At 64.7% G+C, this 24,384-nt stretch carries 23 protein-coding genes; 8 read left to right on the top strand and 15 right to left on the bottom strand.

Annotated features, from left to right (window positions below; genetic code table 11):
* Positions 1-6 precede the first annotated feature (6 nt).
* The 4 genes from moaC to AAFG13_RS05550 form a co-directional block, all read right to left on the bottom strand.
* Entirely contained in the window at positions 7-522 is a 516-nt protein-coding gene (gene moaC / locus AAFG13_RS05565; protein WP_342711373.1) for a cyclic pyranopterin monophosphate synthase MoaC, read from the bottom strand.
* 4 nt (positions 523-526) lie between these two features.
* Entirely contained in the window at positions 527-1,348 is an 822-nt protein-coding gene (gene trpC, locus AAFG13_RS05560; protein WP_342711372.1) for an indole-3-glycerol phosphate synthase TrpC, read from the bottom strand.
* Between the two features lie 11 nt (positions 1,349-1,359).
* The gene (gene trpD, locus AAFG13_RS05555; RefSeq protein ID WP_212314753.1) at positions 1,360-2,373 is read right to left on the bottom strand and encodes an anthranilate phosphoribosyltransferase; all 1,014 of its coding nucleotides are present in this window, start codon (positions 2,371-2,373) and stop codon (positions 1,360-1,362) included.
* A 70-nt stretch (positions 2,374-2,443) separates the two neighbouring features.
* A complete protein-coding gene (locus AAFG13_RS05550; protein ID WP_342711371.1) occupies positions 2,444-4,345 on the bottom strand; it encodes a SurA N-terminal domain-containing protein in 1,902 nt (633 codons plus the stop codon).
* A 240-nt stretch (positions 4,346-4,585) separates the two neighbouring features.
* On the opposite strand from AAFG13_RS05550, the gene tpiA reads away from it, so the two are divergent.
* Positions 4,586-5,338, top strand: coding sequence for a triose-phosphate isomerase (gene tpiA / locus AAFG13_RS05545; RefSeq protein WP_342711370.1), 753 nt, complete (start codon positions 4,586-4,588; stop codon positions 5,336-5,338).
* A gap of 138 nt (positions 5,339-5,476) precedes the next feature.
* Here tpiA and AAFG13_RS05540 read toward each other — a convergent pair whose 3' ends face one another.
* Both AAFG13_RS05540 and AAFG13_RS05535 read right to left on the bottom strand, forming a co-directional pair.
* Positions 5,477-6,016: a GNAT family N-acetyltransferase gene (locus tag AAFG13_RS05540; RefSeq protein WP_342711369.1), complete on the bottom strand. Its 540-nt coding sequence runs from the start codon at positions 6,014-6,016 to the stop codon at positions 5,477-5,479.
* A 3-nt stretch (positions 6,017-6,019) separates the two neighbouring features.
* Positions 6,020-6,586, bottom strand: a complete 567-nt coding sequence (locus AAFG13_RS05535; RefSeq protein ID WP_342711368.1) for an XRE family transcriptional regulator — start codon at positions 6,584-6,586, stop codon at positions 6,020-6,022.
* A gap of 204 nt (positions 6,587-6,790) precedes the next feature.
* Between AAFG13_RS05535 and secG the strand changes: the two genes are divergently transcribed.
* A complete protein-coding gene (gene secG / locus AAFG13_RS05530) occupies positions 6,791-7,180 on the top strand; it encodes a preprotein translocase subunit SecG (RefSeq protein WP_092114570.1) in 390 nt (129 codons plus the stop codon).
* A gap of 167 nt (positions 7,181-7,347) precedes the next feature.
* Positions 7,348-8,979 (top strand): CTP synthase, encoded by a 1,632-nt coding sequence (locus tag AAFG13_RS05525; RefSeq protein ID WP_097676323.1) that lies wholly within the window; start codon positions 7,348-7,350, stop codon positions 8,977-8,979.
* 19 nt (positions 8,980-8,998) lie between these two features.
* On the opposite strand, the gene AAFG13_RS05520 is transcribed toward AAFG13_RS05525, so the two are convergent.
* The 3 genes from AAFG13_RS05520 to AAFG13_RS05510 all read right to left on the bottom strand — a co-directional run bounded on the left by AAFG13_RS05520 (position 8,999) and on the right by AAFG13_RS05510 (position 11,815).
* The gene (locus AAFG13_RS05520; RefSeq protein WP_212314744.1) at positions 8,999-9,661 is read right to left on the bottom strand and encodes an rRNA adenine N-6-methyltransferase family protein; all 663 of its coding nucleotides are present in this window, start codon (positions 9,659-9,661) and stop codon (positions 8,999-9,001) included.
* A 103-nt stretch (positions 9,662-9,764) separates the two neighbouring features.
* On the bottom strand, positions 9,765-11,144 hold the full coding sequence (locus AAFG13_RS05515) for a HAMP domain-containing sensor histidine kinase (RefSeq protein WP_342711367.1): 1,380 nt from the start codon (positions 11,142-11,144) through the stop codon (positions 9,765-9,767).
* A complete protein-coding gene (locus tag AAFG13_RS05510; RefSeq protein ID WP_342711366.1) occupies positions 11,141-11,815 on the bottom strand; it encodes a response regulator transcription factor in 675 nt (224 codons plus the stop codon). The genes AAFG13_RS05515 and AAFG13_RS05510 overlap by 4 nt, the downstream gene beginning before the upstream one ends.
* Before the next feature lie 255 nt (positions 11,816-12,070).
* Between AAFG13_RS05510 and AAFG13_RS05505 the strand changes: the two genes are divergently transcribed.
* Complete coding sequence (locus AAFG13_RS05505) at positions 12,071-12,397, top strand: NIPSNAP family protein (protein ID WP_212314741.1); 327 nt, start codon at positions 12,071-12,073, stop codon at positions 12,395-12,397.
* 56 nt (positions 12,398-12,453) lie between these two features.
* Here the strand turns inward: AAFG13_RS05505 and AAFG13_RS05500 are convergent, their stop codons facing one another.
* Positions 12,454-12,789 (bottom strand): PAAR domain-containing protein, encoded by a 336-nt coding sequence (locus AAFG13_RS05500; protein ID WP_342711365.1) that lies wholly within the window; start codon positions 12,787-12,789, stop codon positions 12,454-12,456.
* A 166-nt stretch (positions 12,790-12,955) separates the two neighbouring features.
* Here AAFG13_RS05500 and kdsA point away from each other — a divergent pair, with 166 nt between their 5' ends.
* Together kdsA and AAFG13_RS05490 are read left to right on the top strand one after the other, a co-directional pair.
* On the top strand, positions 12,956-13,813 hold the full coding sequence (kdsA, locus tag AAFG13_RS05495) for a 3-deoxy-8-phosphooctulonate synthase (RefSeq protein WP_342711364.1): 858 nt from the start codon (positions 12,956-12,958) through the stop codon (positions 13,811-13,813).
* Positions 13,814-13,828: 15 nt separating this feature from the next.
* Entirely contained in the window at positions 13,829-15,037 is a 1,209-nt protein-coding gene (locus tag AAFG13_RS05490) for an MFS transporter (protein WP_342711363.1), read from the top strand.
* Between the two features lie 1,300 nt (positions 15,038-16,337).
* On the opposite strand, the gene AAFG13_RS05485 is transcribed toward AAFG13_RS05490, so the two are convergent.
* The 5 genes from AAFG13_RS05485 to queF all read right to left on the bottom strand — a co-directional run bounded on the left by AAFG13_RS05485 (position 16,338) and on the right by queF (position 21,789).
* Positions 16,338-16,700, bottom strand: a complete 363-nt coding sequence (locus AAFG13_RS05485) for a response regulator (RefSeq protein ID WP_212314736.1) — start codon at positions 16,698-16,700, stop codon at positions 16,338-16,340.
* A 222-nt stretch (positions 16,701-16,922) separates the two neighbouring features.
* A complete protein-coding gene (locus AAFG13_RS05480) occupies positions 16,923-20,045 on the bottom strand; it encodes a hypothetical protein (RefSeq protein WP_342711362.1) in 3,123 nt (1,040 codons plus the stop codon).
* 350 nt (positions 20,046-20,395) lie between these two features.
* Positions 20,396-20,692, bottom strand: coding sequence for an antibiotic biosynthesis monooxygenase (locus AAFG13_RS05475; protein ID WP_212314730.1), 297 nt, complete (start codon positions 20,690-20,692; stop codon positions 20,396-20,398).
* A gap of 119 nt (positions 20,693-20,811) precedes the next feature.
* Positions 20,812-20,994, bottom strand: coding sequence for a DUF1059 domain-containing protein (locus tag AAFG13_RS05470; RefSeq protein WP_212314728.1), 183 nt, complete (start codon positions 20,992-20,994; stop codon positions 20,812-20,814).
* A gap of 318 nt (positions 20,995-21,312) precedes the next feature.
* Positions 21,313-21,789, bottom strand: coding sequence for a preQ(1) synthase (gene queF, locus AAFG13_RS05465; protein ID WP_342711361.1), 477 nt, complete (start codon positions 21,787-21,789; stop codon positions 21,313-21,315).
* Positions 21,790-21,911: 122 nt separating this feature from the next.
* On the opposite strand from queF, the gene eno reads away from it, so the two are divergent.
* Together eno and AAFG13_RS05455 are read left to right on the top strand one after the other, a co-directional pair.
* Positions 21,912-23,195: a phosphopyruvate hydratase gene (eno, locus tag AAFG13_RS05460; RefSeq protein ID WP_342711360.1), complete on the top strand. Its 1,284-nt coding sequence runs from the start codon at positions 21,912-21,914 to the stop codon at positions 23,193-23,195.
* 48 nt (positions 23,196-23,243) lie between these two features.
* Positions 23,244-24,383, top strand: coding sequence for a zinc-binding dehydrogenase (locus AAFG13_RS05455; protein ID WP_342711359.1), 1,140 nt, complete (start codon positions 23,244-23,246; stop codon positions 24,381-24,383).
* The last annotated feature ends 1 nt before the right edge of the window (position 24,384 follow it).

Genomic DNA, 24,384 nt, shown 5'->3' with positions numbered 1-24,384 from the left:
TCGCGATCACTCGGCTGCGCGATAGTGTCCGGATTTGCCGCCGATCTTCTCGACGAGGTGAATGCCTTCGATCCGGATGCCGCGGTCGACCGCCTTGACCATGTCGTAGATCGTCAGGCAGGCGACCGAAACCGCGGTCAGCGCCTCCATCTCGACGCCGGTCGGCCCCGTCACCTTGACGCTGGCGCGGACGATGCAGCCGGGCAGCTTGCCGTCGGTTGCGATATCGATCGTGACCTTGGTCAGTGCCAGCGGATGGCAGAGCGGGATCAATTCAGAAGTGCGCTTCGCCGCCATGATGCCTGATATCCGCGCGGTCGCCAGCACGTCGCCCTTCTTGGCCTGACCGGACTCGATCAGCGCCAGCGTTGCCTTGCTCATCAGGACGCGGCCTTCGGCAACGGCGGTCCGTTCGGTCGCGGGCTTGGCCGAGACGTCGACCATGCGCGCCTCGCCCTTGGCGTCGATATGGGTGAGGGCGGCGACGGGTCCCTTCGATCCGGCTTTGGTCTTGCGCGCCATCGCGTCAGCGCGTGCCGGTAGCGCGCGGTGCCGTCCGCCGCGTCAGCAAGGCGCGGGTGGCCGCGGTGACGTCCTGCTGGCGCATCAGGCTCTCGCCGACCAGGAAGGTCGACATTCCGACGCGCTCGAGGCGGGCGAGATCCTCAGGCGTGAAGATGCCGCTCTCGCCGACCATCAGGCGGTCGCCGGGGATCAGCGGCGCCAGCGCCTCGCTGGTCGCCAGCGTCGTCTCGAAGGTGCGCAGATTGCGGTTGTTGACGCCGATCATCGGCGAGCGAAGTTTCAGGGCACGGTCGAGCTCGGCGCGGTCGTGGATCTCGATCAGCACGTCCATGCCATAGCCGAGCGCGGCGTCCTCGATCTCGCCGGCCGCCGTGTCGTCGAGCGCGGCCATGATGATCAGGATGCAGTCGGCGCCATGGGCGCGCGCCTCCGCCACCTGATAGGTGTCGAACATGAAATCCTTGCGCAGCACCGGCAGATTGGTTGCCGCGCGGGCCGCGACCATGAAGTCGAGATGACCCTGGAACGAGGGCGCGTCCGTCAGCACCGACAGGCACGCCGCGCCGCCGGCCTCATAGGCTTTCGCGAGCGCGGGTGGATCGAAGTCGGCACGGATCAGCCCCTTCGAGGGCGAGGCCTTCTTCACTTCCGCGATCAGGGCGTAGTCGCCGCGTGCATGCTTGTCCTTGAGGGCACGTACGAAGCCGCGCGGAGCCAAGGCCGACTTCGCCTGCGCCTCGACCTCGGCGAGCGGACGCGCGCGCTTCGTGGCGGCGATCTCCTCGCGCTTGTAAGTCTCGATCTTGGTCAGGATGTCAGACATGATCTGCGTGCTCAACCGTTGGAAACCGCGACCAGATGCTTCAGCCGCGCAGCGGCCGCGCCGCTGTCGAGCGACTGGGCGCCGATCGCCACGCCTTCCTTCAAATCCTTGGCACGGCCGGCCACGATCAGCGCGGCGGCCGCGTTGAGCAAAGCGACGTCGCGATAGGCGCTGGGCTTGCCCTGGAGCACGCTCGACAGCGCGATCGCATTGGCATCGGCATCACCGCCCTTCAGCGCCTCGCCGCCGACGCGGCCGAGGCCCGCCTCCTCAGGCGTCACCTCTGATGTCCTGATCTCGCCGTCCTCGAGCGTGGCGACGAAGGTCGGGCCGGTGAGGGTGATCTCGTCGAGGCCATCAGAGCCGTGCACGACCCAGACCTTGTCGGAGCCGAGGTTCTTCAACACCTGCGCCAGCGGCTGCACCCATTGCCGCGAGAACACGCCGACCATCTGCCGCTTGACGCCGGCCGGGTTCGAGAGCGGCCCGAGCAGGTTGAAGATGGTGCGGGTGGCGAGCTCGACCCGGGTCGGGCCGACGTTCTTCATTGCCGGATGATGCGAGGGCGCGAACATGAAGCCGATGCCGGTTTCCTTGACGCAGCGCCCGACCTGCGCCGGCGTCAGGTCGATCTTCACCCCGAGCGAAGCCAGCACATCGGCCGAGCCCGAACGCGACGACAGCGCGCGATTGCCGTGCTTGGCAACGGGTACGCCGGCGCCGGCCACGATGAAGGCCGCGCAGGTCGAGACGTTGACCGAGCCCGAGCCGTCGCCGCCGGTGCCGACGATGTCGACGGCCTCCGCCGGTGCGGTGACCCGCAGCATCTTGCCGCGCATCGCGCTGACCGCGCCGGTGATCTCCTCGACGGTCTCGCCGCGCACCCGCAGCGCCATCAACAGCCCGCCCATCTGCGAGGGCGTGGCTTCGCCCGACATCATGCTGTCGAAGGCGGACGCCGCCTCTTCACGCGTCAGCGTGGCGCCGGTGGCGACTTTTCCGATGATCGATTTCAGGTCATCCATTCGCTGGCTCAGGGTCTGGTGTTGGAGCTTGGTCGCCGAGCAGCGCGTCGCCGCGCTGTCCAGATCATGCTCAATTATTCGCGCCTGTCACCTGTGCGAAGGCTGCCTGGTTGACGGTCACACCGATGTCGGTCTCGATCTTCGCGACATATTGCGCGACCTGCTCGTCGCTCAACGAGGGCCGCAGCGCCTCGCTGAGCTGCTTGACCTCGTTGGAGGCGAAGTCGACTGGGGGCACCGTCACATCGGTGACGCGGAACACCACCCACTGGCTGCCGCCGGCCGCGGAGGTCTGTCCGTCGCCGTCTTTGGCGGTGCGGAACGCGGCCGCGATCACGCCGGCCGGCACGTTGGGCAGCGTGGCCTCGCGGCGGAAGTTCGCAGCGGTCTCGACCTTGACGCCGGCCGCCGTGGCCTCGTCGGCGAGCTTGGCGCCGCTGTCGAGCTTCTGGACCATCTCGGTCGCCTTGGCGCGCAGCTTGGCGGAGATCTGGTCCTCGCGCCACTTGGCCTCGACCTGGTCGCGGACCTCGTCGAGGGTGCGCTCCCGCGACGGCGTGACGCCGAGCACGTCGTACCAGACATAGCCGTTGTTGAACTGGATCGGATCGTTGTCGACGCCGACATCGCTGTTGAAGGCCTGCGACACCACGTCGAGGCCGCGCGGGATGTTTGACGCGACCTGGCCGTTCGGCAGACGCCCCGAGCGATCGATCGCGTCGATGGTGATGGCGGTCAATTTCAGCTTCTGCGCCGCGTCGATCACGCTGGAGCCGCCGCCGCGTTCGTCTTCCATCTTGTCTCGGAGCTCGGCGACCTTGGCGCGGGCGCGCTCGGTCGCGATCTCGTTCTTCACCTGCTGCGCAAGGCCCTCATAGCTCGGGGTCACGCCGGGCTCGATCTTCCCGACCTTGACCAGCGCCACGCCGAAGCGGCCCTGGACCGGCTGGCTGACTTCACCCGCGGGCAGGGAGAAGGCGGCGTCGCCGACGGCCGGATCGAGGATCGCAGACTTCGCGACCAGGCCGAGATTGACGTCGGCGGGATTGAGCTTGCGCTCCTTGGCGATGTCGTCGAACGAGGCGCCCGAGGTGATGCGGGCGCGGGCGGCCTGCGCCTCACCGGCGTCCGGAAACACGATCTGCGAGACCTCGCGCTTCTCCGGCGTGCTGAGCCGGTCCTTTCGCTCCTCGAAGATCTTCTTGGCATCCTCGTCGGACACGGTCTCCCACTTGCCGATTTCTTCCGGCGTGATCGCGACGAAGGCGATCTTGCGGTACTCGGGCGCGCGGAACTGGACCTTATGGTCCTCGAAATAGGCGGCGAGCGCCTCGGGTGAGGGCGGATCGATGGTGCCGGCCTGCGCGGCGCCGAGCGTGACATAGTCGATCGAGCGCTGCTCGTTCTGGAAACGGGTCAGCGCCTCGACCACGGCCTTGGTCGGCTCGATCCCGGACGAGATGGTGCCGGCGATCTGCCGCCGCAGGCCGACGCGGCGCTGCTCGGCGATGTAGCGGCCCTCGGTGTAGCCGAAGTTGCGGATCACGGACTGGAAGCGCTGCGGATCGAACTGGCCGTTGAGGCCCTTGAAGTTCGGATCGTTGTAGATCGTGCGCAACACCTCGGCATCGGACTGGTTGAGGCCCATGCGGCGCGCTTCCTCGTCCAGCGCGGCCTCCGCGAGGGTCTGCTGCAGCACCTGGCGGTCAATCCCGAAGGCGCGCGCCTGGTCCGGGGTCAGCGGACGGCCGAACTGGCGGCCAAGCTGCTGCAGGCGGTCGGTATAGATCTGGCGGAACTGCTCGGCCGAAATCTCGGTCCCACCCACCTTGGCGAAGGTCGACTGGCCAAACCCTTTGAAGATGTCGGCAATGCCCCAAATTCCGAAACTGACGATCAAAACGCCCATCACGACGGCCATAATCGTCTTGCCGAGCCAGTTTGATGAGGCTTTCCGCATTCCTCGAAGCATGGGTCCAACTTGTTTTACAGGAGGGGAACCGGGTCGTACCCAAGTGGGACTAAAAGTTGGGACTTTTTGTCCAGCAGCAGGGCGTCACCGAATTGAAAACGCTTATAAAGTGGCTCGTGTCCCCCCGCAACCTCGGGCGCGCGGGCGGAAGCGTCGCACGGCAGGCGCGAAGCCGCACTCTGGAAGTCGCCGCCCGGCTCTGATAGCGCAGGGGCACGCTTGAACGATGGGAAATCCGACATGACCGACGCCATCCGGCCGCTGATCGCCGGCAACTGGAAAATGAACGGCCTGAAATCCTCCTTTGCCGAGTTCGACGCGATGCTGGCCGGCGCCGGCGATGTCGCCGGGAAGGCCGATCTGCTGGTGTGTCCGCCGGCGACCTTGGTCGGGGCCTTTGCCGATAAGGCGCGCGGCTCGAAGGTCGCCGTCGGCGCCCAGGATTGCCACCCGAAGGCGTCGGGCGCCCACACCGGCGACCTCTCGGCGGAAATGTTCAAAGACCTCGGCGCGGTCGCCATCATCGTCGGCCACTCCGAGCGGCGCGCCGATCATGGCGAGACCGATGCCTTGATTCGGCAGAAGGCGGAGGCCGTCTGGCGTGCCGGGCTGACCGCGATCGTCTGCATCGGCGAGACGCGCGAGCAGCGCGACGCCGGCAAGACGCTCGACGTCTGCGGCACCCAGCTTGCGGGCTCGCTGCCCGACGGCTCGACCGCGGCCAATCTGGTGGTGGCCTATGAGCCGGTCTGGGCAATCGGCACCGGCCTGACCCCGACCGCTGGGGATGTCGAGGAAGTTCACAGGTTTATCCGAGGTCAGCTCACCGATCGCTTCAAGCGCGAGGGAAACCGGATCAGGATCCTCTATGGCGGCTCGGTGAAGCCGTCGAATGCCGCCGAGCTGATGGCCGTCGCCAATGTCAACGGCGCGCTGGTCGGCGGCGCCAGCCTGAAGGCGTCGGACTTTTTGGCGATCGCTGCGGGCTGTTAGGCGTTGCGCCGAGTTCTCACACCGTCATTCTGACGAGCTCTCGCACCGTCATCCTGAGGAGCGCGCTCTTGCGCGCGTCTCGAAGGATCGACGGCCCGGCTCGTGGCCGTCGACCCTTCGAGACACGCTACGCGCTCCTCAGGGCGACGGGATGGCGGCCGCGCCGATCCGCTTCCAATAGATCATCGTCCCGGTGAGGCCGCCATGCGGCTTGAACGCGTAGTCCGGGATGATGCCGCTGAGCTGAAAGCCCTGTTTCTCGTAAAGCGGCGCGGCGCCGTCGTCGACGGCGGTGTCGAGCACCAGCAGCGTGCGACCGTGCGCGATCGCCAGCTGCTCGGCGGCGCGCAGCAATGCGGTCGCCACGCCGCGGTTGCGGTGGCTGAGGTGCGTCATCATCTTGGCGATCTCGGCGCGATGCGGCTGGTTCGGCGGCAGCTTCAACAGCAGCGTCACGGTGCCGATCAGGCTGTCGCCGTCGAACGCGCCGAGCACTATTCGCTCGCCGCGCGCAGCGGCGCCAAGCGAATCCTGCCAGAATGCCTTCGCGTCATTTAACGGCAGCGGATGCATGAAGCTCACCGAGCCGCCGCTGGCGACGGTCTCGACCAGCAGCGCACCGAGCGCGTTGCGCAGGTCCGGTCCGTCCTCGAGCGGCTTGATGGCGAACTGCGACATGCATCAGCTCCGGGCCAGGGCGACCACGTAGGTGCAGCCGGCGTTGGTTTCGTTGGCGAAGGTGGTCTCGGCGGGCGGGCCGAAGCCGAGGCAATCGCCGCTCGCGAGTACATAGCGCGCGCCGCCCTCGGTGATGACGAGGCTGCCGCTCAGCACCCAGACCAGTTGGCGGATATGGGCGTAGGACGAGGCGGGCAGGGTCACGGATTGCTTCGGCGGCATTTCCACCCGCACCAACTCGACCGGATGATCGGGACGGCTGAACACCTGGCGGCGCAGATAGCCGGTTTCCGGATCGCTCCAGACCGGCTGCGTGGTGGCGCGCGACAGGCGCTCGCCCTGGCCCTCGGCGCGCAACATCAGCCCGGCCAGAGTAAGGTCGAAGGCCGAGGCGAGGCGCACCAGGACGACCGCGGTCGGGCTGACTTCGGCGCGCTCGATCTTGCTGATCGTCGCCTTCGAGACGCCGGAGCGTTCGGCAAGCTCGGCCAGCGACCAGCCCCGGCCGTCGCGCTCGAGCCGGATCCGCTGCGCCAGGCGTTGGCTCAGATCGTCTATCAAAGTATCCATTTGTCTATTATAATGGAAAGAGCCGGTTCCGATCAAGCCTCGGGCCGATGCAATCGGCGCCGCTTGAGATGTCCGCCATTGCGACTATCTCGGGGGTGACAATGCCCGGTCCAATCGTGTAACAGGGCGCGACTTCACGAAAAACCGCAAAGCCGATAGCGCCGTTTGTCTGGCCGCTTGGCGGCTTGTGACGGAAGGCTTGCGATGCAGACTGTCGTTATCATTATCCATCTCATGATCGTCGCCGTCATGATCGGCGCTGTTTTGTTGCAGAAATCCGAAGGCGGCGGCCTTGGCATGGGCGGCGGCGCCGGCTTCATGTCGAGCCGCGGCACCGCGAATCTGCTGTCGCGGACCACCGCGATCCTCGCGGCCGGCTTCTTCCTCACCAGCCTGTTCCTGTCCTGGTATGCGGGCTACGACCGCAAGCCGAGCTCGATCATCGGCACCGGCGCGCCGGCGCAGACCCAGCCGGCCAGCGGCGCGCCGATCACTGCACCGACCTCCGGCGGCATCCTCGATTCGCTGAAGAAGACCGACGAGCAGCAGGGGCAGCAGGCTCCGAGCGGCCCGCAGGCACCACGGTCGCAATAAAGCAGGGGCGCCATGCAGGATGCAGCGCTGGCATCCTGCATCAGAAATCCCCATCAATGCTCTGAAATCGCTTCCAATTTAATGTAACCCACAGCCCGGTGGATTGTTTGCCGGGAACAGCCGATTCGTTTTGCGAATCGCTGGAGTCGGCTTAAAGGTAAAGTCCCATGGCGCGGTACATATTCATCACCGGCGGCGTGGTCTCCTCGCTCGGAAAGGGTCTGGCATCGGCGGCGCTCGGCGCTCTGCTGCAGGCTCGAGGCTACAAAGTCCGCCTTCGCAAGCTCGATCCCTATCTCAACCTCGATCCCGGAACGATGTCGCCGTATCAGCACGGCGAAGTGTTCGTGACCGACGACGGCGCCGAGACCGATCTCGATCTCGGCCATTACGAGCGTTTCACCGGTCGTCCGGCCACCAAGGCCGACAACATCACGACCGGGCGCATCTACCAGGACATCATCACCAAGGAGCGCCGCGGCGACTATCTCGGCGCCACCATCCAGGTGGTCCCGCACGTCACCAACGCGATCAAGGAATTCGTGCTGTCGGGCAACGACGAGTACGATTTCGTGCTGGTCGAGATCGGCGGCACGGTCGGCGACATCGAGGGCCTGCCGTTCTTCGAGGCGATCCGCCAGCTCAAGAACGAGCTGCCGCGCGAGCACGCCGTCTACATTCACCTGACGCTTTTGCCGTACATTCCAAGTGCCGGCGAGCTCAAGACAAAACCGACGCAGCACTCGGTCAAGGAGCTGCGCTCGATCGGCATCCAGCCGGACATCCTGCTGTGCCGCACCGACCGTGAAATCCCGAAGGAAGAGCGGCGCAAGCTCGGCCTGTTCTGTAACGTGCGCGAGAGCGCCGTGATCGAGGCGCGCGACGTCGACAACATCTACGCCGTGCCGGAGGCCTATCACGCCGCCGGCCTCGACGACGAGGTGCTGGCCGCGTTCGGCATCACGGCGAAGATTCCGCCGGCGCTGCAGAGCTGGAACGTCATCAACGAGCGCGTCCGCAATCCGGAAGGCGCGGTGACGATCGCGATCGTCGGCAAGTACACCGGCATGAAGGACGCCTACAAATCGCTGATCGAGGCGCTCTCGCATGGCGGCATCGCCAACAAGGTGAAGGTCAATCTCGACTGGATCGAGAGCGAGGTGTTCGAGAACGAGGACCCGGCGCCGTTCCTCGAGCACGTCAACGGCATCCTGGTGCCCGGCGGCTTCGGCCAGCGCGGCGCCGAGGGCAAGATCCGTGCGGCGCAGTTCGCGCGCGAGCGTGACGTGCCGTATTTCGGCATCTGCTTCGGCATGCAGATGGCCGTGATCGAGGCGGCGCGCAATCTGGTCGGCATCGAGGAGGCCAACTCGACCGAGTTCGGCCCGACCAAGGAGCCGCTGGTCGGTCTGATGACGGAATGGCTGCGCGGCAACGAGCTCGAGAAGCGCTCGCAGAGCGGCGACCTCGGCGGCACCATGCGGCTAGGGGCCTATCCCGCGGCGCTGAACCGCGGCAGCCGCGTCTCGCAGGTCTATGGCGGCGCGACCGAGATATCCGAGCGGCACCGCCATCGCTATGAGGTGAACACCGCCTACAAGGATCGCCTCGAACAGCACGGCCTGCGTTTCTCCGGCATGTCACCCGACGGCGTGCTGCCGGAGATCGTCGAGTACGAGGACCATCCCTGGTTCATCGGCGTCCAGTTCCACCCGGAGCTGAAGTCGCGGCCCTTTGAGCCGCATCCGCTGTTCGCGTCGTTCATCGAGGCGGCAGCGAAGCAGAGCCGGCTGATGTAAGCCGCCATCGACTGCGCCGTCAGACGGCGCAGTCCTCGCTGGCCCGGCGTTCCTTCTTGACCGGTGAGACGCCTGCATCGGCCGCAGGGCTGACGTCGCGCGTGATCAGCTTGTATTGCGGGCGTCGCGTCAGCCGGTAGACCGCGGCAGGCGGCACGTTGAGGATGGCGCGATCGACCAGCGTGGCGCGCAGACCGAGCCGGTCGAGGATCGGCCGCGGTATCGGGCAGCGCATGCCGTAGGTGAATTGATAGAACGCGCCATTGGGACGCATGTAGCTGAAGGCGCCGCTGACGATCGAGATCACCTTGCGCGGCGACATGTTGAGCAGCGGCAGTCCGCTGACGACGGCGCCGACCGGCGCGCCCTCATACAGCCGTTCCGAAGCCAGCCGCGCAGCGTCCATCCACAGCACGCGCGCGCCGGGAAAGCGGAGCTGCAGCAGCCGCATGAAATCCGAACCGTATTCGATCAGCGTGAGATCCTGCTGGCGCACGCCGCGCTTCAACAGTTGATAGGTGAAGGCGCCCGTTCCAGGACCGAGCTCCAGCACCGGACCGGTGTTGGCGCTGATGTCGCGCGTGATCAGTTCGGCGAGCGCTGTGCCCGAGGGCGCGATGGCGCCGACGCGGCCGGGGGCTGCCATCCACGCCGTGAAGAAAGACAGGAGATCATGTGCCATTTGGATTCCCAGCAAAGTGTCGCAACGCCGCGACTCGATTGCGCGGCGCGATCTCTTCTTTGCGGGGTCTGCATTGCGACAACATTGCGCGATGTTGCGTGTGTTACGACGCGAACGGTGCCGGCGGTAACGTGAGACGGAAGCTCGCGCCGCCCTTCGGTCCGTCAAGCACCGAGACGTGACCGCCATGCAGTCTTGCGATCTCGCGCACCATGTTGAGTCCGAGGCCGGCGCCGCGGTCGAGCGGCGCAAGCCGATAGAACGGATCGAAGATCCGCGTGCGCTCATCCTTCGGAATGCCGTTGCCTTCATCTGACACGTCGATCGTCGCGGCGCTACCGACATGGATGGTGATGGTGCCGCGGCGGCCGCCATGCTGGATGGCGTTCTGCACGAGATTGGTCAGCGCACGCTCGAGCGCAGCGCGGTCGCCCAGCGTCTCGACCCGACCGGTTGCGGTGTCGAGCGACAATTCGTAACCGGCCGCGATCGCGAGCGGCGCGAGGTCGGCGGCGACGCTGCGCGCGACCGCGACGAGATCGACGCGGCCGAACGGATTGCGGCACTGGTCGAAGCGCTGGATGTCGAGCAGCTGCTCGGCGAGCGTCGCAAGCCGCGCCGAGTCCTCGAGCAGGCGGGTTTTCTCGGGTCCCGGCGGCAGCGACTCCAGCCGCGTGTTGAGGATCGCGATCGGCGTGCGCAATTCATGCGCGGCATCCGCGACGAAGCGCTGATGGCGCGAATAGCCGTCGTCGAGCCGCTTCAGCGCATCGTTGACGGCGCTCACAAGCGGCGCGACTTCGAGCGGCAAATGGTCAGCCGATAGCCGGCTGCCGCGCTGGCGGAAATCGATCCGGCGGGCCTCGTCGGACGCGGACTCGATGCCGGCGAAGGCGCGCCGCACCACCATCGGCGTCGCGATGAAGGTGGCGCACGCCATCAGCAACAGGCCGGGCAGGGTAGAGCCCAGGCACGTCGCCGCCATCACCAGCAGCGCCTTGGTTCCGGTCATCCGGCCTTGCGTCGCGGTCAGAATCTGGACGTTTCCGGCATCGGTGTTGACGCGCTTCAGCCGCGCCGCGGGCTTGCTCGGGCTGTCCTCCAGCATCTGGTAACCGAGCCGCGCCTGGCTGATATGATCGAGGGCATTGCCGATCCGTTCGAAATCGGAGGGCACGTCGCCTTCGGAGAGCGTGTGTCCGTCGCGGTCCCGCACCGCGAACCAGAGATCGGGAATCTCGGCGCGCAGTTTGCTGAGATCGTCGGTCGGGCGCAGCACGAGTTCGCCCCGCGCGTCGCGCGCGACGGCCGATTGCACGACGTCGATGACGCGATCTTCATCCCGATTGACCAGCAGGAAGCCCGAGGCCCACAGTGCGCCAAGCACCGTGAGCACGAGTCCGGTCAGCAGGGCAGCCTGCAGTGCAACCAGGCGCCAGCTCAGTTGCGAGTGCAGGCAATAGTGATCGGCGGGTTCGTTCATGATACCTGCTTCAGCAGGTAGCCCACGCCCCGGATGCTGTGGATTTCGACGCCGGCATCGGAGTCGGCGAGCTTGCGCCGCAGCCGCGAGACGTGAGCGTCGAGCGCGTTCGACTGAATCTCGTCCTCGAAATTGTAGACGGCTTCCTCGAGCGTCCCGCGCAGCACGGTGCGGCCCATCCGGCGCAGCAGCGTCTCCAGCACCAGCAGCTCGCGCCGCGGCAGCTCGAGCGGCCGGCCATTGACGCTGGCCTCGCGATGGCTGCAATCGAACGCCATGCGGCCGGCCTTGATGATCTCGAACTGCACGCCGGCGGGACGGCGCAGCACGGCGCGCAGCCGCGCCAACAGCTCCTCGACCGCGAACGGCTTGGCGAGATAGTCGTCGGCGCCACTGTCGAGGCCGGTGATGCGGTCGGCGAGGTCGCCGCGCGCGGTCAGCACGATGATCGGCACTCCGGCGGCCTTGGCGCGCAGCTTCGGGATCAGCATGAGGCCGTCGCCGTCGGGAAGCTGGCGGTCGAGCAGGACCGCGCCATGTACGTCGGCGGAAATCGCTTCCTCGGCCTCGGCAAGCGTCGGCACATGATCGACGACCATGTCGTAGCCCTTCAGCGCCTGCGCCAGCGCCGCCGCCATTTCGGCCTCGTCTTCAACCAGCAGTATCCGCATGTGCTTTTGGGTCCAGATCCCGTACGGCCGGTGCTAAGCCCCTATGAGGCGCGCTTTAGCCTTTTGCTTGAGCATCCCCATTTCGGAAAACCGCTTCGCACTTTTCCTGGGCATGCTTTGGGCAAGTAACATTGCAACAACATTGCGGAAATGGCCGCTACCGACGAGCAGGGGTGCCATGTTGTCGCCCCCTCAAGACAGTCTGGAACCCGCTGGCTATAACCGCCCGCACAACTGGATCTGGGAGGACTGCCAATGATCTACGAGACCCGCGTCTATCGCTGCCTGCCGGGCCGGCTGCCGGCGCTGCTGAAGCGCTTCGAGACCATCACGCTGAAGCTCTGGGACAAGCACGGTATCAGGCAAGCCGGCTTCTTCACGACGCTGGTCGGCGAATCCAACCAGGAACTGACCTATCTGCTGGCCTGGGAATCGCTTGCCGAGCGCGAGAAGAAGTGGACCGCGTTCGCGACCGATCCGGAATGGATCACCGCGCGCGCCAAGACCGAGGAGGACGGCCAGATCGTTCTCAACATTGTCAACCAGCTATTGGTGCCGACGTCGTTCTCAGCGGTCAAGTGATGCGGTAGCGACCGGGGCGCGATGACGAGGCCTCGTCGCGCCCGGTCACCGGGCAGTTACTGCGGGCAGCCCGAGGTCTGATCGCCCTGGGTCACCATCGGCTTGCCGTTGATGAAGACGCCGTGGCTGCCTGAGGTCGTCTTGCCGCCGCAATGCGTGCGGTCGCCCATCACCACGGCCGGCTTGCCGTTGATCAGGACGTTGGGCACGCCCTCGACCAGCGCACCGCCATTGCTGGTGGTGTCGCCGCTGCGCGCGGCCGGCTTGCCGTTGACGGTGACGCTGGTGGCGCCGCCGGTGACGACCCCGGGCTGGCTGCCGGTTTGGCCGTAGGCCAGGCCAGACATTGCCGACAGGGCGGCGACAGCTCCGATCGTCAGCGGGATACGCATTTCGTTCCTCATTGGGAATCTGTTCCGCACCAGTCTATAGGGGCGGTTGGGGCAGGATTGTGATAGCACGGCGCACCCACGGCGTCAGCGCAACCCCCTCATCGTGCCGGATGGCTTGATCCATCCGGCGCGGGATTGCATGGTCGCCGGCAAAAGGATGCAGCATTTGACCAATCAGGTTTCCGCGCCAGCCGCCGCGCCGATCGTTGCCGTCGGATCGGCCAAATTCGGCAATGCCTTGCCGATCTCGATCATCGCTGGTCCCTGCCAGCTCGAGAGCCGCGCACACGCGCTTGAAGTGGCGTCCGCGCTGAAGGAGATCGCGGCCAGGCTCAAGATCGGTCTGGTGTACAAGACCTCGTTCGACAAGGCGAACCGGACCAGCGCGTCGGCCGCGCGCGGCATCGGGCTGAAGCAGGCGCTGCCGATCTTTGCCGAGATCCGTTCCTCGCTCGGGCTGCCGGTGCTGACCGACGTGCATGAGCCCGACCAGTGCGCTGAAGCGGCGCAGGCGGTCGATGTGCTGCAGATCCCGGCCTTCCTGTGCCGGCAGACCGATCTGCTGCTGGCTGCGGCTGCGACCGGCAAGGTCGTCAACGTCAAGAAGGGCCAGTTCCTGGCGCCATGGGACATGACCAATGTGGTCAGCAAGATCACCGGCGCCGGCAATGCCAATGTGCTGGTCACCGAGCGCGGCGCGTCGTTCGGCTACAACACGCTGGTGTCAGACATGCGCGCGCTGCCGATCCTGGCGCGCACCACCGGCGCGCCTGTGATCTTCGACGCCACCCATTCGGTGCAGCAGCCGGGCGGCAAGGGCACGTCCTCGGGCGGCGAACGCGAATTCGTACCGGTGCTGGCGCGCGCCGCGGTCGCGGTCGGCGTTGCCGGCGTGTTCATCGAGACCCATCGCGATCCGGATCACGCGCCGTCCGACGGCCCCAACATGGTGCCGCTCCGCGACTTCGAATCCCTCGTCAAGCGGCTGATGCAGTTCGACGCGCTCGCCAAGACGGCAGCCTGACCGGCGGACAACGACATGACCGCAACGAGCGGCATGCCGCCGGCCCTCAACGTCATCACGCTGGCAACCTTCGCGGCGAGCCTGTCGGTGCGCGCACTCGATCCGGTGCTGCCGCATGTCGCGGAGGATTTCGGCGTCAGCATCGCGACCGCGGCGAGCTTTGCTGCGGTGTTCGCCTTCACCTTTGCCGCGGTCCAGCCGGCAATCGGCGCCGCCGCCGATTTGTTCGGCAAGGCGCGGCTGATGACGATCTGCCTCGGCTTGCTCGGCGTTGCCAACATCCTCGGCGCGCTCTCGACCTCGTTTCCGATGCTGTTCGTGACCCGCGTCCTCGCCGGCATCGGCTCGGGCGGCGTGTTTCCGGTGGCGCTGTCGCTGACCAGCGATCTCGTCGGTCCCGACAAGCGGCAGCTTGCGATCGGGCGAACGCTCGCAGGTTCGATGACCGGAAACCTGCTCGGCGCCACGGCCTCCGGTCTGATCGGCGATTTCCTCGGCTGGCGCGGTGTGCTCGCCGTGCTCGGCGGCCTCGTGATCATCGTAGCACTGGCGGTTGCGGCCGGCTTCCGCGGCGCTGCGCTGAACCGTCCGCCGCGCACCAGCCTGAAGGCGCTGCGTCACGGCTATCGCACCATCTTCACCAATCCGAACGCGCGGATCTGCTATTCGGCGGTCTTCATCGAAGGCTGCTGCGTGCTCGGGCTGTTTCCCTTCATCGCTTCATTCCTGTTCGAGCTCGGCGAAACCTCGCTCTCGATCGCCGGTATCGTGATCGCAGGCTTTGCGATCGGCGGATTGCTCTACACGCTCACGGTGGCGCGCCTGCTGCCGTTGATCGGCGTGAGGGGCATGATGGTCGTCGGCGCAACGCTGGTCGGCATACAGCTTGTCGGCGTCGCCTTCGGGCCGCACTGGAAGCTGCAGATGGCGGGCCTCCTGGTGATGGGCCTCGGCTTCTACATGATCCATGGCTGCCTGCAGGTGTTCGCCAGCGAGCTGTCGGTCGAGGCGCGCGCCACCGCGCTGTCGCTGCACTCATTCTTCTTCTTCATGGGCCAGACCGTCGGCCCGATCGCCTATGGCTTCGGTCTGCAGCATGCCGGCAAGACCGCGACGCTCGTCTCCGCCGCCGCCGTGATGGTCGTGCTCGGCTTCATCTGCGCGAGATTCCTGAAGCAGCGGCAACCGGCCGACGCCGACCTGCGCCCGGACGTCGAGCCCTAGCGATCCCTCAGGTCATGGACACACAAGCATCAAGGCATTGTGTCGCTCAGTCGCCTTAGTGCTCGCTATTCAAACAAGATGCGCGTACCGTGCCCTATCACCGTGCTTCCAACGCGGCCTCTAACGGTGACCGAGGGTAACGAACGCTCCCGCCGTGGTGATGAAGGAGCGTGCGCGTTATCCGGACGTCGCTTGACCGACTGAATTGTGCCGCCGGTCATCGTGCCGCTATTTCTTCTGCTCTGCTTGGTCGCTGTGGTCGTCTAGCGTGGTTAGCGCGCCGGAGCTGCAATATCTCGTCAGTGGCGACAATCAGCCCCACCATTAACGTGATCATGGCAAAGCTCGACACCGAAGCCTGATCAACGTCGTTCCAACGAGGCAATATTGACCCATGGTCGCGCGCGATAGATGGACCGTAGACTTGGAGTGCCCGCGCTGCGGGAGCCTCGACGTAGCTATTCTGTCTCAGGCGGATGGCTATGCTTATGTGAGAGGCGATAGTGGGACGCGCGCTGACCATGTGCCAGCCGGCTTCGCTTGCATTGATCCGGAGATCTGCTGCTTTCAATGTTTGAAATGCCAGGTGCGGATACCGTGACATCGAATGTCGCCGCAGAGCGGCTTCAATGGTGGTCTCGACCTTGAATGAAGCATCCGTCGGTGTTCAGACCGGATGTCCACCGCATCGCTTTTGATCGTGGCCCTATCGTTGCCAGCCGGATCGGCGTATGCTTTCCGCATCGCCGCCCGGCCCGTGGCTTCTATCGGTGATGAGAACGCCGGTTGCGCTTTCGCCCCAATCAGGGAGCAGCGCAGCCAAATGATCAGTTTACCTCACATTTCAGTATATTTTTCCTGCGAGAGCTGTGGCGCCACATATGAAGCCTCACAGGATCGCAATGATCGCAGTGGAAAATTTCACTGCGTTCATTGCGCCAGATTGGTGCATCAATGGTCGGGCACTTTTAGCTATTTGGGCTGGCGATTGTTCCGCACGTCCGCCCAGCTGTCATGATCGGTCATTGCATCCTTTGTGAGGACACGCGCTGGGTCTGTGAGAGCCACGAGGATCAGCCATGGACAGGTCCCGACGCCTGCACGTGTTGTGGGGCCGGGTCGCCATGTCCTCATTGCAATAAGCCTGAAGGCGAGGCGCGGCTGCCGCGCGGCTTTCGCAACATGTTCGACAACGGAGCCGAGTCATGACAGGCCGTACATCCTGATCTCTCGCGCGTTGATCACATGCCGGACCGCGGCACCCAATCGGCGTCCAGGTGACGTCGGTGCGCAATCCCCACTATTGGTCAGCCGTAACCTGCCGGAGGTGCATCCCAACGTCGGCGAGGCTGTACGGCTTGGCAATGAAATGACCGCCGGCCGGGAGGTCGTCGAGGGTTACGTCGGTGGCTGACGTGGCAATGATCGCAATCGGCGGCCAACGATGGCGAACGACATGCGCAAGCCTCAAGCCGTCGATCGAGCCGGGCATCTGGATATCGGTGAAAATCACCCGGATGTCGTCACGCGTTTCAAGGATCGCGATCGCGTCGTCGGCGTTCTGGGCTTCAATGGAGTGGAACCCAGCGGCCTCGACCATGTCGGCGGCCTGCATGCGGATCAGGAAATCGTCTTCGACGACGAGAACGGCCGAGCGTGTCATCAAATGTGCAAGCCCGGTTGTGATTTGCGTGGGACGCAAATTGACCTAGGCTAATTCGGCATTGGTGGCTCAGTTCCTGTTGGCTACTCAACAATCTCGCGTCGCCACGGCAGACGCGCCCGGCAGATGCGCCCGGCGGACGCGCTCGCGAGCCGCTCAGAGTGGGCGGAGCTGCGAGAGGAACGTCGTATCCCCTCGCAGCCCATCATGGGTTTCCGACCGTTAGATCAGATGGAAGGTGTGCATGCCCATCGCGGCATAGATCGCCGAAAGGTCATGATCCACCTCAGGGCCGCCATGCGCCGTTTGAGAGACATCGGACGCAAGCTGCGCAAGCGTGTCCGCGGCTGAGGCACCTCCCAAGAAGCCGTGCGGGGCGTTGCTGGCCGCATCGCCGGTGTGGCCGCCGCTGGCAAATGCGAAGCCATCGCCGGCGGCACTGACCCATGTGCCGCCATGGTCGGCCGCAACCGGAGCCGGCGAGGGATCGGGCGTGAAGCTGACGCCATGCGGCGAACTGAAGTTGAATCCCGGCGCGTTGTCGGCGGACAGCAGCGGCGTGAAGGTGCCGGTGTGCGGGTCGACCTGACCGAACGCCTTCAGGCTTCCAACCGAGGCATAGAAATCGTCGGGGTTCAGCCCTGTTGCGTGGAACGAAAAGACCTTGTTGGTCGCCGTATCGGTCAGGGTGAAGGTACCGGATTTGGCGCCCGGCTCGATGACGTCGTCGAGGCCGGCCTTGGCGCCGACGCCGGCTATCGGCGTGAATGACACCGATTGGTGGGTCGTTCCGGGGGCCTTGACGTCGATGATGGTGCCGTCGTCGCCGCTCGACAGCAGCAGATCGCCATTCGGCGCAAGCTTCAGCGAGTCGGGATCGTTTTGCGGCACGACCTCGATCTTGCCGGTCACGGTGTCGAGCCCGGTCGCGCCGAATTCGAGGATTGGCTTGGTGGTCAGCGTGCCGGTCGGATGATCGCCGTTGAGGAGCTGGACCACGGTCGCATCGCCCGGATTGACCGGGTTGGTGAAGCTCAGGAACACCTTGTCGCCCTTGAACACGACGTCGTCATAGCCACGGCTGGCCGACGAATCGGCATAGCTGTGCGGAGCCGAGACCGCATGCGTCTCCGGGTTGATCATCGTCAGGGTGGGATTGCCATCCTGGTTTTGCAACGCCCAGATATCGCCCGTCACCGGGTTGTATTTCAGGCCATCGACTGATCCTGACAGCGAGTAGCTGAACTCGATGTCGCCGTGCTTGTCATACTGGACGATCGTGCTCGAGCCGCCGGCGCCGGTCGAATCCGCGCCATTGCCGTACTCGACGAAGGTCGAGCCGTGCGCGGTGGTGACGGAATCCGGCTGGGTCGATCCGTCGGTGGGAGCCTGGAAGGTCTTGACGCTGTCGATATGTGGAAACGGCGCAGCGTTCTTGTCGGCGACGAACACCACGCCATGCGGCGAGCCGAAGCTGAAGCCCGGTGCATTGTCCTGCGAGACCAGCGCGGTGAAGGCGCCGGTGTTCTCGTCGACCTGACCGAAGGCGCCGAGCGCACCGACGGATGCATAGTAAGCGTTGGGATCGAGGTCGCTGACATGCACCGACAGGACGTGGCCGTCCTTTGCGTCAGAGATGTAGAACGTGCCCGACGTCGCGTTCGGCTTGATGACGTCGTCGAGGCCGGCATTGCCGATCGAGCCCGCGGGAATTCCCTGGATCGGGGTGAAGGCAATCGCCTGCTTGGAGGTACCGGGATTCTGGATATCGATGATCGCGCCATCGGCGTTGCTGGAGAAGATCAGATCGCCGTTGGCGGCGAGCTTCAGCGAGTCCGGATCGGTCTGCGGCACCAACTCCATCTTGCCGGTGACGGTGTCGTAGCCGATCGCGCCGTCGAGCAGCACGGGAGCGGTGGTGAGGAGGTCACCGGGTTTCGGGCTGGTGCCGTTCAGCAATTTGACGATGGTCGGATCGCCGTTGCCGGTCGGGTTGGTGTAGCTCAGGAATACCTCGTTGCCCTTGAACACCACGTCGTCATAGCCGCGCGAGATAGACGGATTGGCGTAGTTGAAGTGAGCCGTCACTGTCTGGGTGTTGGGATCGATCAGCGACAGCGAGGAACGGCCGTCCTGGTTTTGCAACGCCCATACCATGCCGGTTTCGGGATTGTACTTCAGTCCGTCGACCGAACCCTCGATCGAATAGGCGTGCACGAAATGACCGGCGTGATCATACTGGATGATCGTGCTGTCGCCGGGCACCGCTCCGGTCGAGTCGACGCCGTTGCCGTACTCCACGAACACGTACTTGCCGGCGATCGTGATCGAGTCGAGCCCGGTCACCCCGTTTGGAGCGCTGGCGAAGGTATGGATCGCATCGACATGCGCCACCTGCGGCGCATTCTTGTCGGGAATGAAGAGCAGGCCGTGCGCGGCGGCAAAATTTGGCCCGGTGACGATCGGCGTGAAGGCGCCGGTGGTCGGATCGACCTGGCCAAAGCCGCCGAGACTGGCAACCGCGGCGTAGTAGTCGTTGGTGTTGAGGCCGCTGGCGTGGAATGAGTAGACGTTCCCCGACTTCGTATCGGTCATGTAGAACGTGCCCGCCGTCGCAGTCGGCTTGATCACGTCATCGAGGCCGGCATTGCCGACGGAGGCCGCCGGGATTCCGGCGATCGGCGTGAACGAAATCGCCTGGCTGGCCGTCCCGGGGTGCTGGATATCGATGATCGAGCCGTCGGCTGCGCTGGAGAAGATCAGATCGCCATTGGCTGCGAGCTTCAGCGAATCCGGATCGGACTGCGGAACGAGCTCGGTCTTGCCGGTCGCCGTGTCGAGGCCGGTGGCGCCGTCGGTCAGGATCGTCGTCGTCAGCAGTGTGCCGCTCGGATGGTCGCCGTTCAGCAATTCCACCAGCGTCGGATCGCCGGCGCCGTTCGGATTGGTGTAGCTCAGGAACACCCTGTTGCCGTCGAACACGACGTCATCGTAGCCGCTGGTCGCGGAGGGATTGGCAAAACTCAGCGGACCTGTCACCTTGTGCGTGACGGGATCGATCAGCGTCAGCGTGGAGTTGCCATCCTGGTTCTGCAGCGCCCAGATCTGCCCGGTGTAAGGGTTGTATTTCAGTCCGTCGACCGACCCGGCGATCGTGTAGGTTCGCTCGACTTTGCCGCTGTTGTCGTATTGCACGATCGTGCTCGAGCCGCCGGCACCGGTCGAGTCCGCGCCATTGCCGTATTCGACGAAGATCGTTCCGTTTGCCGTCGTGATGGAATCCGGAGCCGTCGCGCCAATCGATGTCCCCGACGCGAACGTCTTCATCCCGCTGATCGTGACCATGTCGATCCTCCATGGGTTTGCAATGTTTGGAAACGGGAGGAAACGCGTGGTGGACGACGTGCGTGTGACGATTGGCCGCGCGAATTTTTGCAACGATGGCGGAACCTTTCGCGATTGCGAATCGTCCCGATAGCTCAAGCGCTTTCGCGCTTGTTCCGCGCGCATCACGAAAGTATCGCTGCGAAAATCAGCACGGCAAGACCAGCGACGCTGGTCTCATCCGCCGCGATGCTCGGCTTCATCTGAGCGAGATTCCTGAAGCAACGGTGTCCGGCTGATGCCGGCGCGCTGCCAGACATCGAGTCCCGGCGATCCCTCAGGTCATCTCGGCCCGCTCATCCCCGCAACTGCTATTTTAAAGATAAGATGACCGGACCCGCAACCGGATCGGTTACGCCGAGACCGTTGCCGAGGTCTTCGAGCGTGTCGCGAAAAGAATTCAGAGTGGAGATCATGGCTGGCCGCGCCTCAGTACACGCGTCCATATTTTGCCACTCGGCGATAATGCAGTAGGAACGGTCACCGGTCTTAATAATGCTGGCATGCAATAGACCCGGCCACGTTGCTCCAATTGTCTTGTGAGCGTCCAAGAACTCTTGATCGCGCCCCGGCTTCACTCGAAAACGCACAGCATTGAAAGCGGTCACCGTCTTCTCCCAAAGCACTGAGACGCTCCCGTAGAGGAAGCGCGCCTACGTGGGTCGCGCAAGTTGAAAGCGGATGCATTCACTTCCGCTTCGCGGCGGTCACTGACCGATTGGCCTGCCTACTGGGTCTTTATCATCTTCGCCAATTCATGGCGCAATTCCGGACTATCTTGATGGCCATGCACCGCGACAGCGTGTTGTACCGCCGCTTCCAGAAGCTCCTTTTGAGTATCAGCTGAAATCGCGATCGTGCAGTTCATCTCACTTGGGTATTCTCGGCAATCCACAAACATTCTACCCAAATCTGCCTCCATCAATACGAGTAAACTATTCGCCGTCCTGAACTACTCCCACTCACGATAATGCCCGCGGCTGCTGGCTATGCCTGACTTCTTCAAATGATGGCTCATGGCCGGCCAGCTTACGCGCCGCCGACAACGAGCGTGTCGATGGTCTTCGATCATGGTCGCTTCGACCACATCGGAGCAGCCATGCTCGAACGAACATATCATACATCGAAGGTGCGCCATGTCAGTTCCTCGCCCAGGGCCGACATGCATGTCGGCTTCTGCGCCGGCTTCCGAGGATCAGCAGACGTGGCGAACTGAAAGGGGCCCGACCTATCCCCGCCCGCGATAAGTCGCGACGCCCTGATCGGGAACCCAGAGGCCCTTCGGCAGCCGGCCGGTCTGGAAGAACACGTCGATCGGGATGCCGCCGCGCGGATACCAGTAGCCGCCGATGCGCAGCCATTTCGGCTTGATCTCGTCTGATATCCGCCGGCCAATCATGACCGTGCAATCCTCATGGAATGCGCCGTGATTGCGGAAGCTCGAGGCGAACAGCTTCAGCGATTTGGATTCCAAGAGCCAGCGGCCCGGCACATAGTCGATCACCAGATGCGCGAAATCCGGTTGGCCCGTCACCGGGCAGATCGAGGTGAATTCCGGTACCGTAAAGCGTACCAGATAATCGGTACCAGCCTGCGGATTGGGCACGCGGTCGAGCTGCGCCTTTTCCGGCGCGTCGGGCCATTCCACCGCACGGCCGAGTTGCAGGCCGGGGGAGGTCGTTGATTTGCTGGATTTCTTCGCCATTCGGGGTCTCCGTGGGGGTCTCCTAGCCTATGATCGGGCGTCCGTCACCCGGCCTTTTCCCCCTCGATGCATTGCGCTAGAAGCACCGCCATCCGACCCCCTCACTGCCACAAGAGGTACTCATGACTGACATCGTCGACATCATCGGCCGCGAAATCCTGGATAGCCGCGGCAACCCCACGGTCGAGGTCGATGTGGTGCTGGAGGATGGGTCAATCGGCCGTGCGGCGGTCCCGTCGGGCGCCTCCACCGGCGCCCATGAGGCGGTGGAACTGCGCGACGGCGACAAGTCGCGCTATCTCGGCAAGGGCGTCGAAAAGGCGGTTGCCGCCGTCAATGGCGAGATCTTCGAGGCGCTGAGCGACCAGGCCGTCGAGGAGCAGGTCGCGATCGACCAGATCATGATCGAGCTCGACGGCACGCCGAACAAGAGCCGGCTCGGCGCCAACGCTATCCTCGGCGTGTCGCTGGCCTGCGCCAAGGCGGCCGCCGAATCCTTCGACATGCCGCTGTATCGTTATGTCGGCGGCACCTCGGCGCGGACGCTGCCGGTGCCGATGATGAACATCATCAATGGCGGCGTGCATGCCGACAACCCGATCGACTTCCAGGAATTCATGATCCTGCCGGTCGGCGCCACGTCATTTGCCGAGGCGCTGCGTTGCGGTTCGGAGATCTTCCACACGTTGCGCGGCGAATTGAAGAAGGCCGGCCACAACACCAATGTCGGCGACGAGGGTGGCTTCGCACCGAACCTGCCGTCGGCCGACGCCGCGCTCGAGTTTGTCATGAACGCGATCGGCAAGGCCGGCTACAAGGCGGGCGACGACGTCGTGCTCGGCCTCGACTGCGCCTCCACCGAATTCTTCAAGGAAGGCGCCTACGTCTACGGCGGAGAGAACAAGACCCGCTCGCGTTCGGAGCAGGTGAAGTATCTCGCGGACCTCGTCAGCCGCTATCCGATCGTCACGATCGAGGACGGCATGTCGGAAGACGACATGGACGGCTGGAAGGAATTGACGGATGCGATCGGCAAGAAGTGCCAGCTGGTCGGCGACGATTTGTTCGTCACCAACGTCACGCGGCTTGCCGACGGCATCCAGAACGGCCGCGGCAATTCGATCCTGGTCAAGGTCAACCAGATCGGCACGCTGACCGAGACGCTCGCGGCGATCGAGATGGCCTACAAGGCCGGCTACACCGCCGTGATGTCGCATCGCTCCGGCGAGACCGAAGACTCCACGATTGCCGACCTCGCGGTCGCCACCAATTGTGGGCAGATCAAGACCGGCTCGCTGGCGCGCTCCGACCGCACCGCCAAGTACAACCAGCTGCTGCGCATCGAGCAGCAGCTCGGCACCCAGGCGAAATACGCGGGCAGGGCGGCCTTGAAGGCGCTGGCCTAGCGCCCCAACTGATCGGGACTGAACAAGACGTAAAAAAGGGAGGTCGGGATGAGTGACGGCAAGAGCGGTCTGCAGCTGCGTTCGCTGCTCAAGAAGGATGGCGAACTGGAATTGTCGCTGGTCAATGTCCCGACCCCCGAGCCCGGTCCCGACGAGGTCGTGGTCCGGGTCGAGGCGACCCCGATCAACCCGTCCGACCTCGGGCTCCTGATCGGCCCGGCCAACATGGCGGCGGCAAAGGTCACCGGCAGCAAGGAATTGCCTGTGGTGACCGCGCGCGTGCCGGAAGCGGCATTGCCCGGCCTCGCCGCACGGCTCGACGAGTCGATGCCGGTCGGCAATGAAGGCGCCGGCGTCGTGATCAGGACCGGCTCGTCGGACGCGGCGAAAGCGCTGATGGGCCGCACCGTCGCGATGATCGGCGGCGCGATGTATGCGCAATACCGCACGCTGCGCGTCAACGAATGCCTGCCGCTGCCCGACGGCACCACGCCGGCGGAAGGCGCGTCCTGCTTCGTCAATCCGCTGACCGCGCTCGGCATGACCGAGACGATGCGGCGCGAGGGACACAAGGCGCTGGTGCACACGGCGGCGGCGTCGAACCTCGGCCAGATGCTCAACAAGATCTGCCTCAAGGACGGCATCGGCCTCGTCAACATCGTGCGCAACAAGGAGCAGGCCGACATCCTGCACAAGGTCGGCGCCAAACATGTCGTCGATTCCAGCGCGCCCGATTTCATGGACAAGCTCACAGGCGCGCTGGTCGAGACCGGCGCGACCATCGCCTTTGATGCGATCGGCGGCGGCAAGCTCGCCGGCCAGATACTGGTCGCGATGGAGACCGCGATCAACAAGACCGCCAAGGTCTACAGCCGCTACGGCTCGAATGTGCACAAGCAGGTCTATGTCTATGGCGGCCTCGATACCCGCGACATCGAGCTGCCGCGCGGCTTCGGCATGGCCTGGGGCATCGGCGGCTGGCTGCTGTTCCCGTTCCTGATGAAGATCGGCCCGGAGGCCGGCAACAAGTTGCGCCAGCGCGTGGTGGCCGAGCTGAAGACGACCTTCGCCAGCCACTACACCAAGGTGGTGTCGCTGCAGGAGACCCTGCAGCTCGGCAACATCGCGGTCTACGGCAAGCGCGCCACCGGCGAGAAATTCCTGATCAATCCGAACAAGGGCGCGTAAC

The organism is Bradyrhizobium sp. B124, assembly GCF_038967635.1.
Lineage (GTDB): Bacteria > Pseudomonadota > Alphaproteobacteria > Rhizobiales > Xanthobacteraceae > Bradyrhizobium.
This window is presented reverse-complemented; position numbering and strand designations above follow the sequence as displayed.

Coding starts and splice junctions, on each gene's coding strand:
- moaC (WP_342711373.1), bottom strand. CDS start 522: ATGGCGCGCAAGACCAAAGCCGGATCGAAGGGACCCGTCGCCGCCCTC.
- trpC (WP_342711372.1), bottom strand. CDS start 1,348: ATGTCTGACATCCTGACCAAGATCGAGACTTACAAGCGCGAGGAGATC.
- trpD (WP_212314753.1), bottom strand. CDS start 2,373: ATGGATGACCTGAAATCGATCATCGGAAAAGTCGCCACCGGCGCCACG.
- AAFG13_RS05550 (WP_342711371.1), bottom strand. CDS start 4,345: ATGCTTCGAGGAATGCGGAAAGCCTCATCAAACTGGCTCGGCAAGACG.
- tpiA (WP_342711370.1), top strand. CDS start 4,586: ATGACCGACGCCATCCGGCCGCTGATCGCCGGCAACTGGAAAATGAAC.
- AAFG13_RS05540 (WP_342711369.1), bottom strand. CDS start 6,016: ATGTCGCAGTTCGCCATCAAGCCGCTCGAGGACGGACCGGACCTGCGC.
- AAFG13_RS05535 (WP_342711368.1), bottom strand. CDS start 6,586: ATGGATACTTTGATAGACGATCTGAGCCAACGCCTGGCGCAGCGGATC.
- secG (WP_092114570.1), top strand. CDS start 6,791: ATGCAGACTGTCGTTATCATTATCCATCTCATGATCGTCGCCGTCATG.
- AAFG13_RS05525 (WP_097676323.1), top strand. CDS start 7,348: ATGGCGCGGTACATATTCATCACCGGCGGCGTGGTCTCCTCGCTCGGA.
- AAFG13_RS05520 (WP_212314744.1), bottom strand. CDS start 9,661: ATGGCACATGATCTCCTGTCTTTCTTCACGGCGTGGATGGCAGCCCCC.
- AAFG13_RS05515 (WP_342711367.1), bottom strand. CDS start 11,144: ATGAACGAACCCGCCGATCACTATTGCCTGCACTCGCAACTGAGCTGG.
- AAFG13_RS05510 (WP_342711366.1), bottom strand. CDS start 11,815: ATGCGGATACTGCTGGTTGAAGACGAGGCCGAAATGGCGGCGGCGCTG.
- AAFG13_RS05505 (WP_212314741.1), top strand. CDS start 12,071: ATGATCTACGAGACCCGCGTCTATCGCTGCCTGCCGGGCCGGCTGCCG.
- AAFG13_RS05500 (WP_342711365.1), bottom strand. CDS start 12,789: ATGCGTATCCCGCTGACGATCGGAGCTGTCGCCGCCCTGTCGGCAATG.
- AAFG13_RS05490 (WP_342711363.1), top strand. CDS start 13,829: ATGACCGCAACGAGCGGCATGCCGCCGGCCCTCAACGTCATCACGCTG.
- AAFG13_RS05485 (WP_212314736.1), bottom strand. CDS start 16,700: ATGACACGCTCGGCCGTTCTCGTCGTCGAAGACGATTTCCTGATCCGC.
- AAFG13_RS05480 (WP_342711362.1), bottom strand. CDS start 20,045: ATGGTCACGATCAGCGGGATGAAGACGTTCGCGTCGGGGACATCGATT.
- queF (WP_342711361.1), bottom strand. CDS start 21,789: ATGGCGAAGAAATCCAGCAAATCAACGACCTCCCCCGGCCTGCAACTC.
- eno (WP_342711360.1), top strand. CDS start 21,912: ATGACTGACATCGTCGACATCATCGGCCGCGAAATCCTGGATAGCCGC.
- AAFG13_RS05455 (WP_342711359.1), top strand. CDS start 23,244: ATGAGTGACGGCAAGAGCGGTCTGCAGCTGCGTTCGCTGCTCAAGAAG.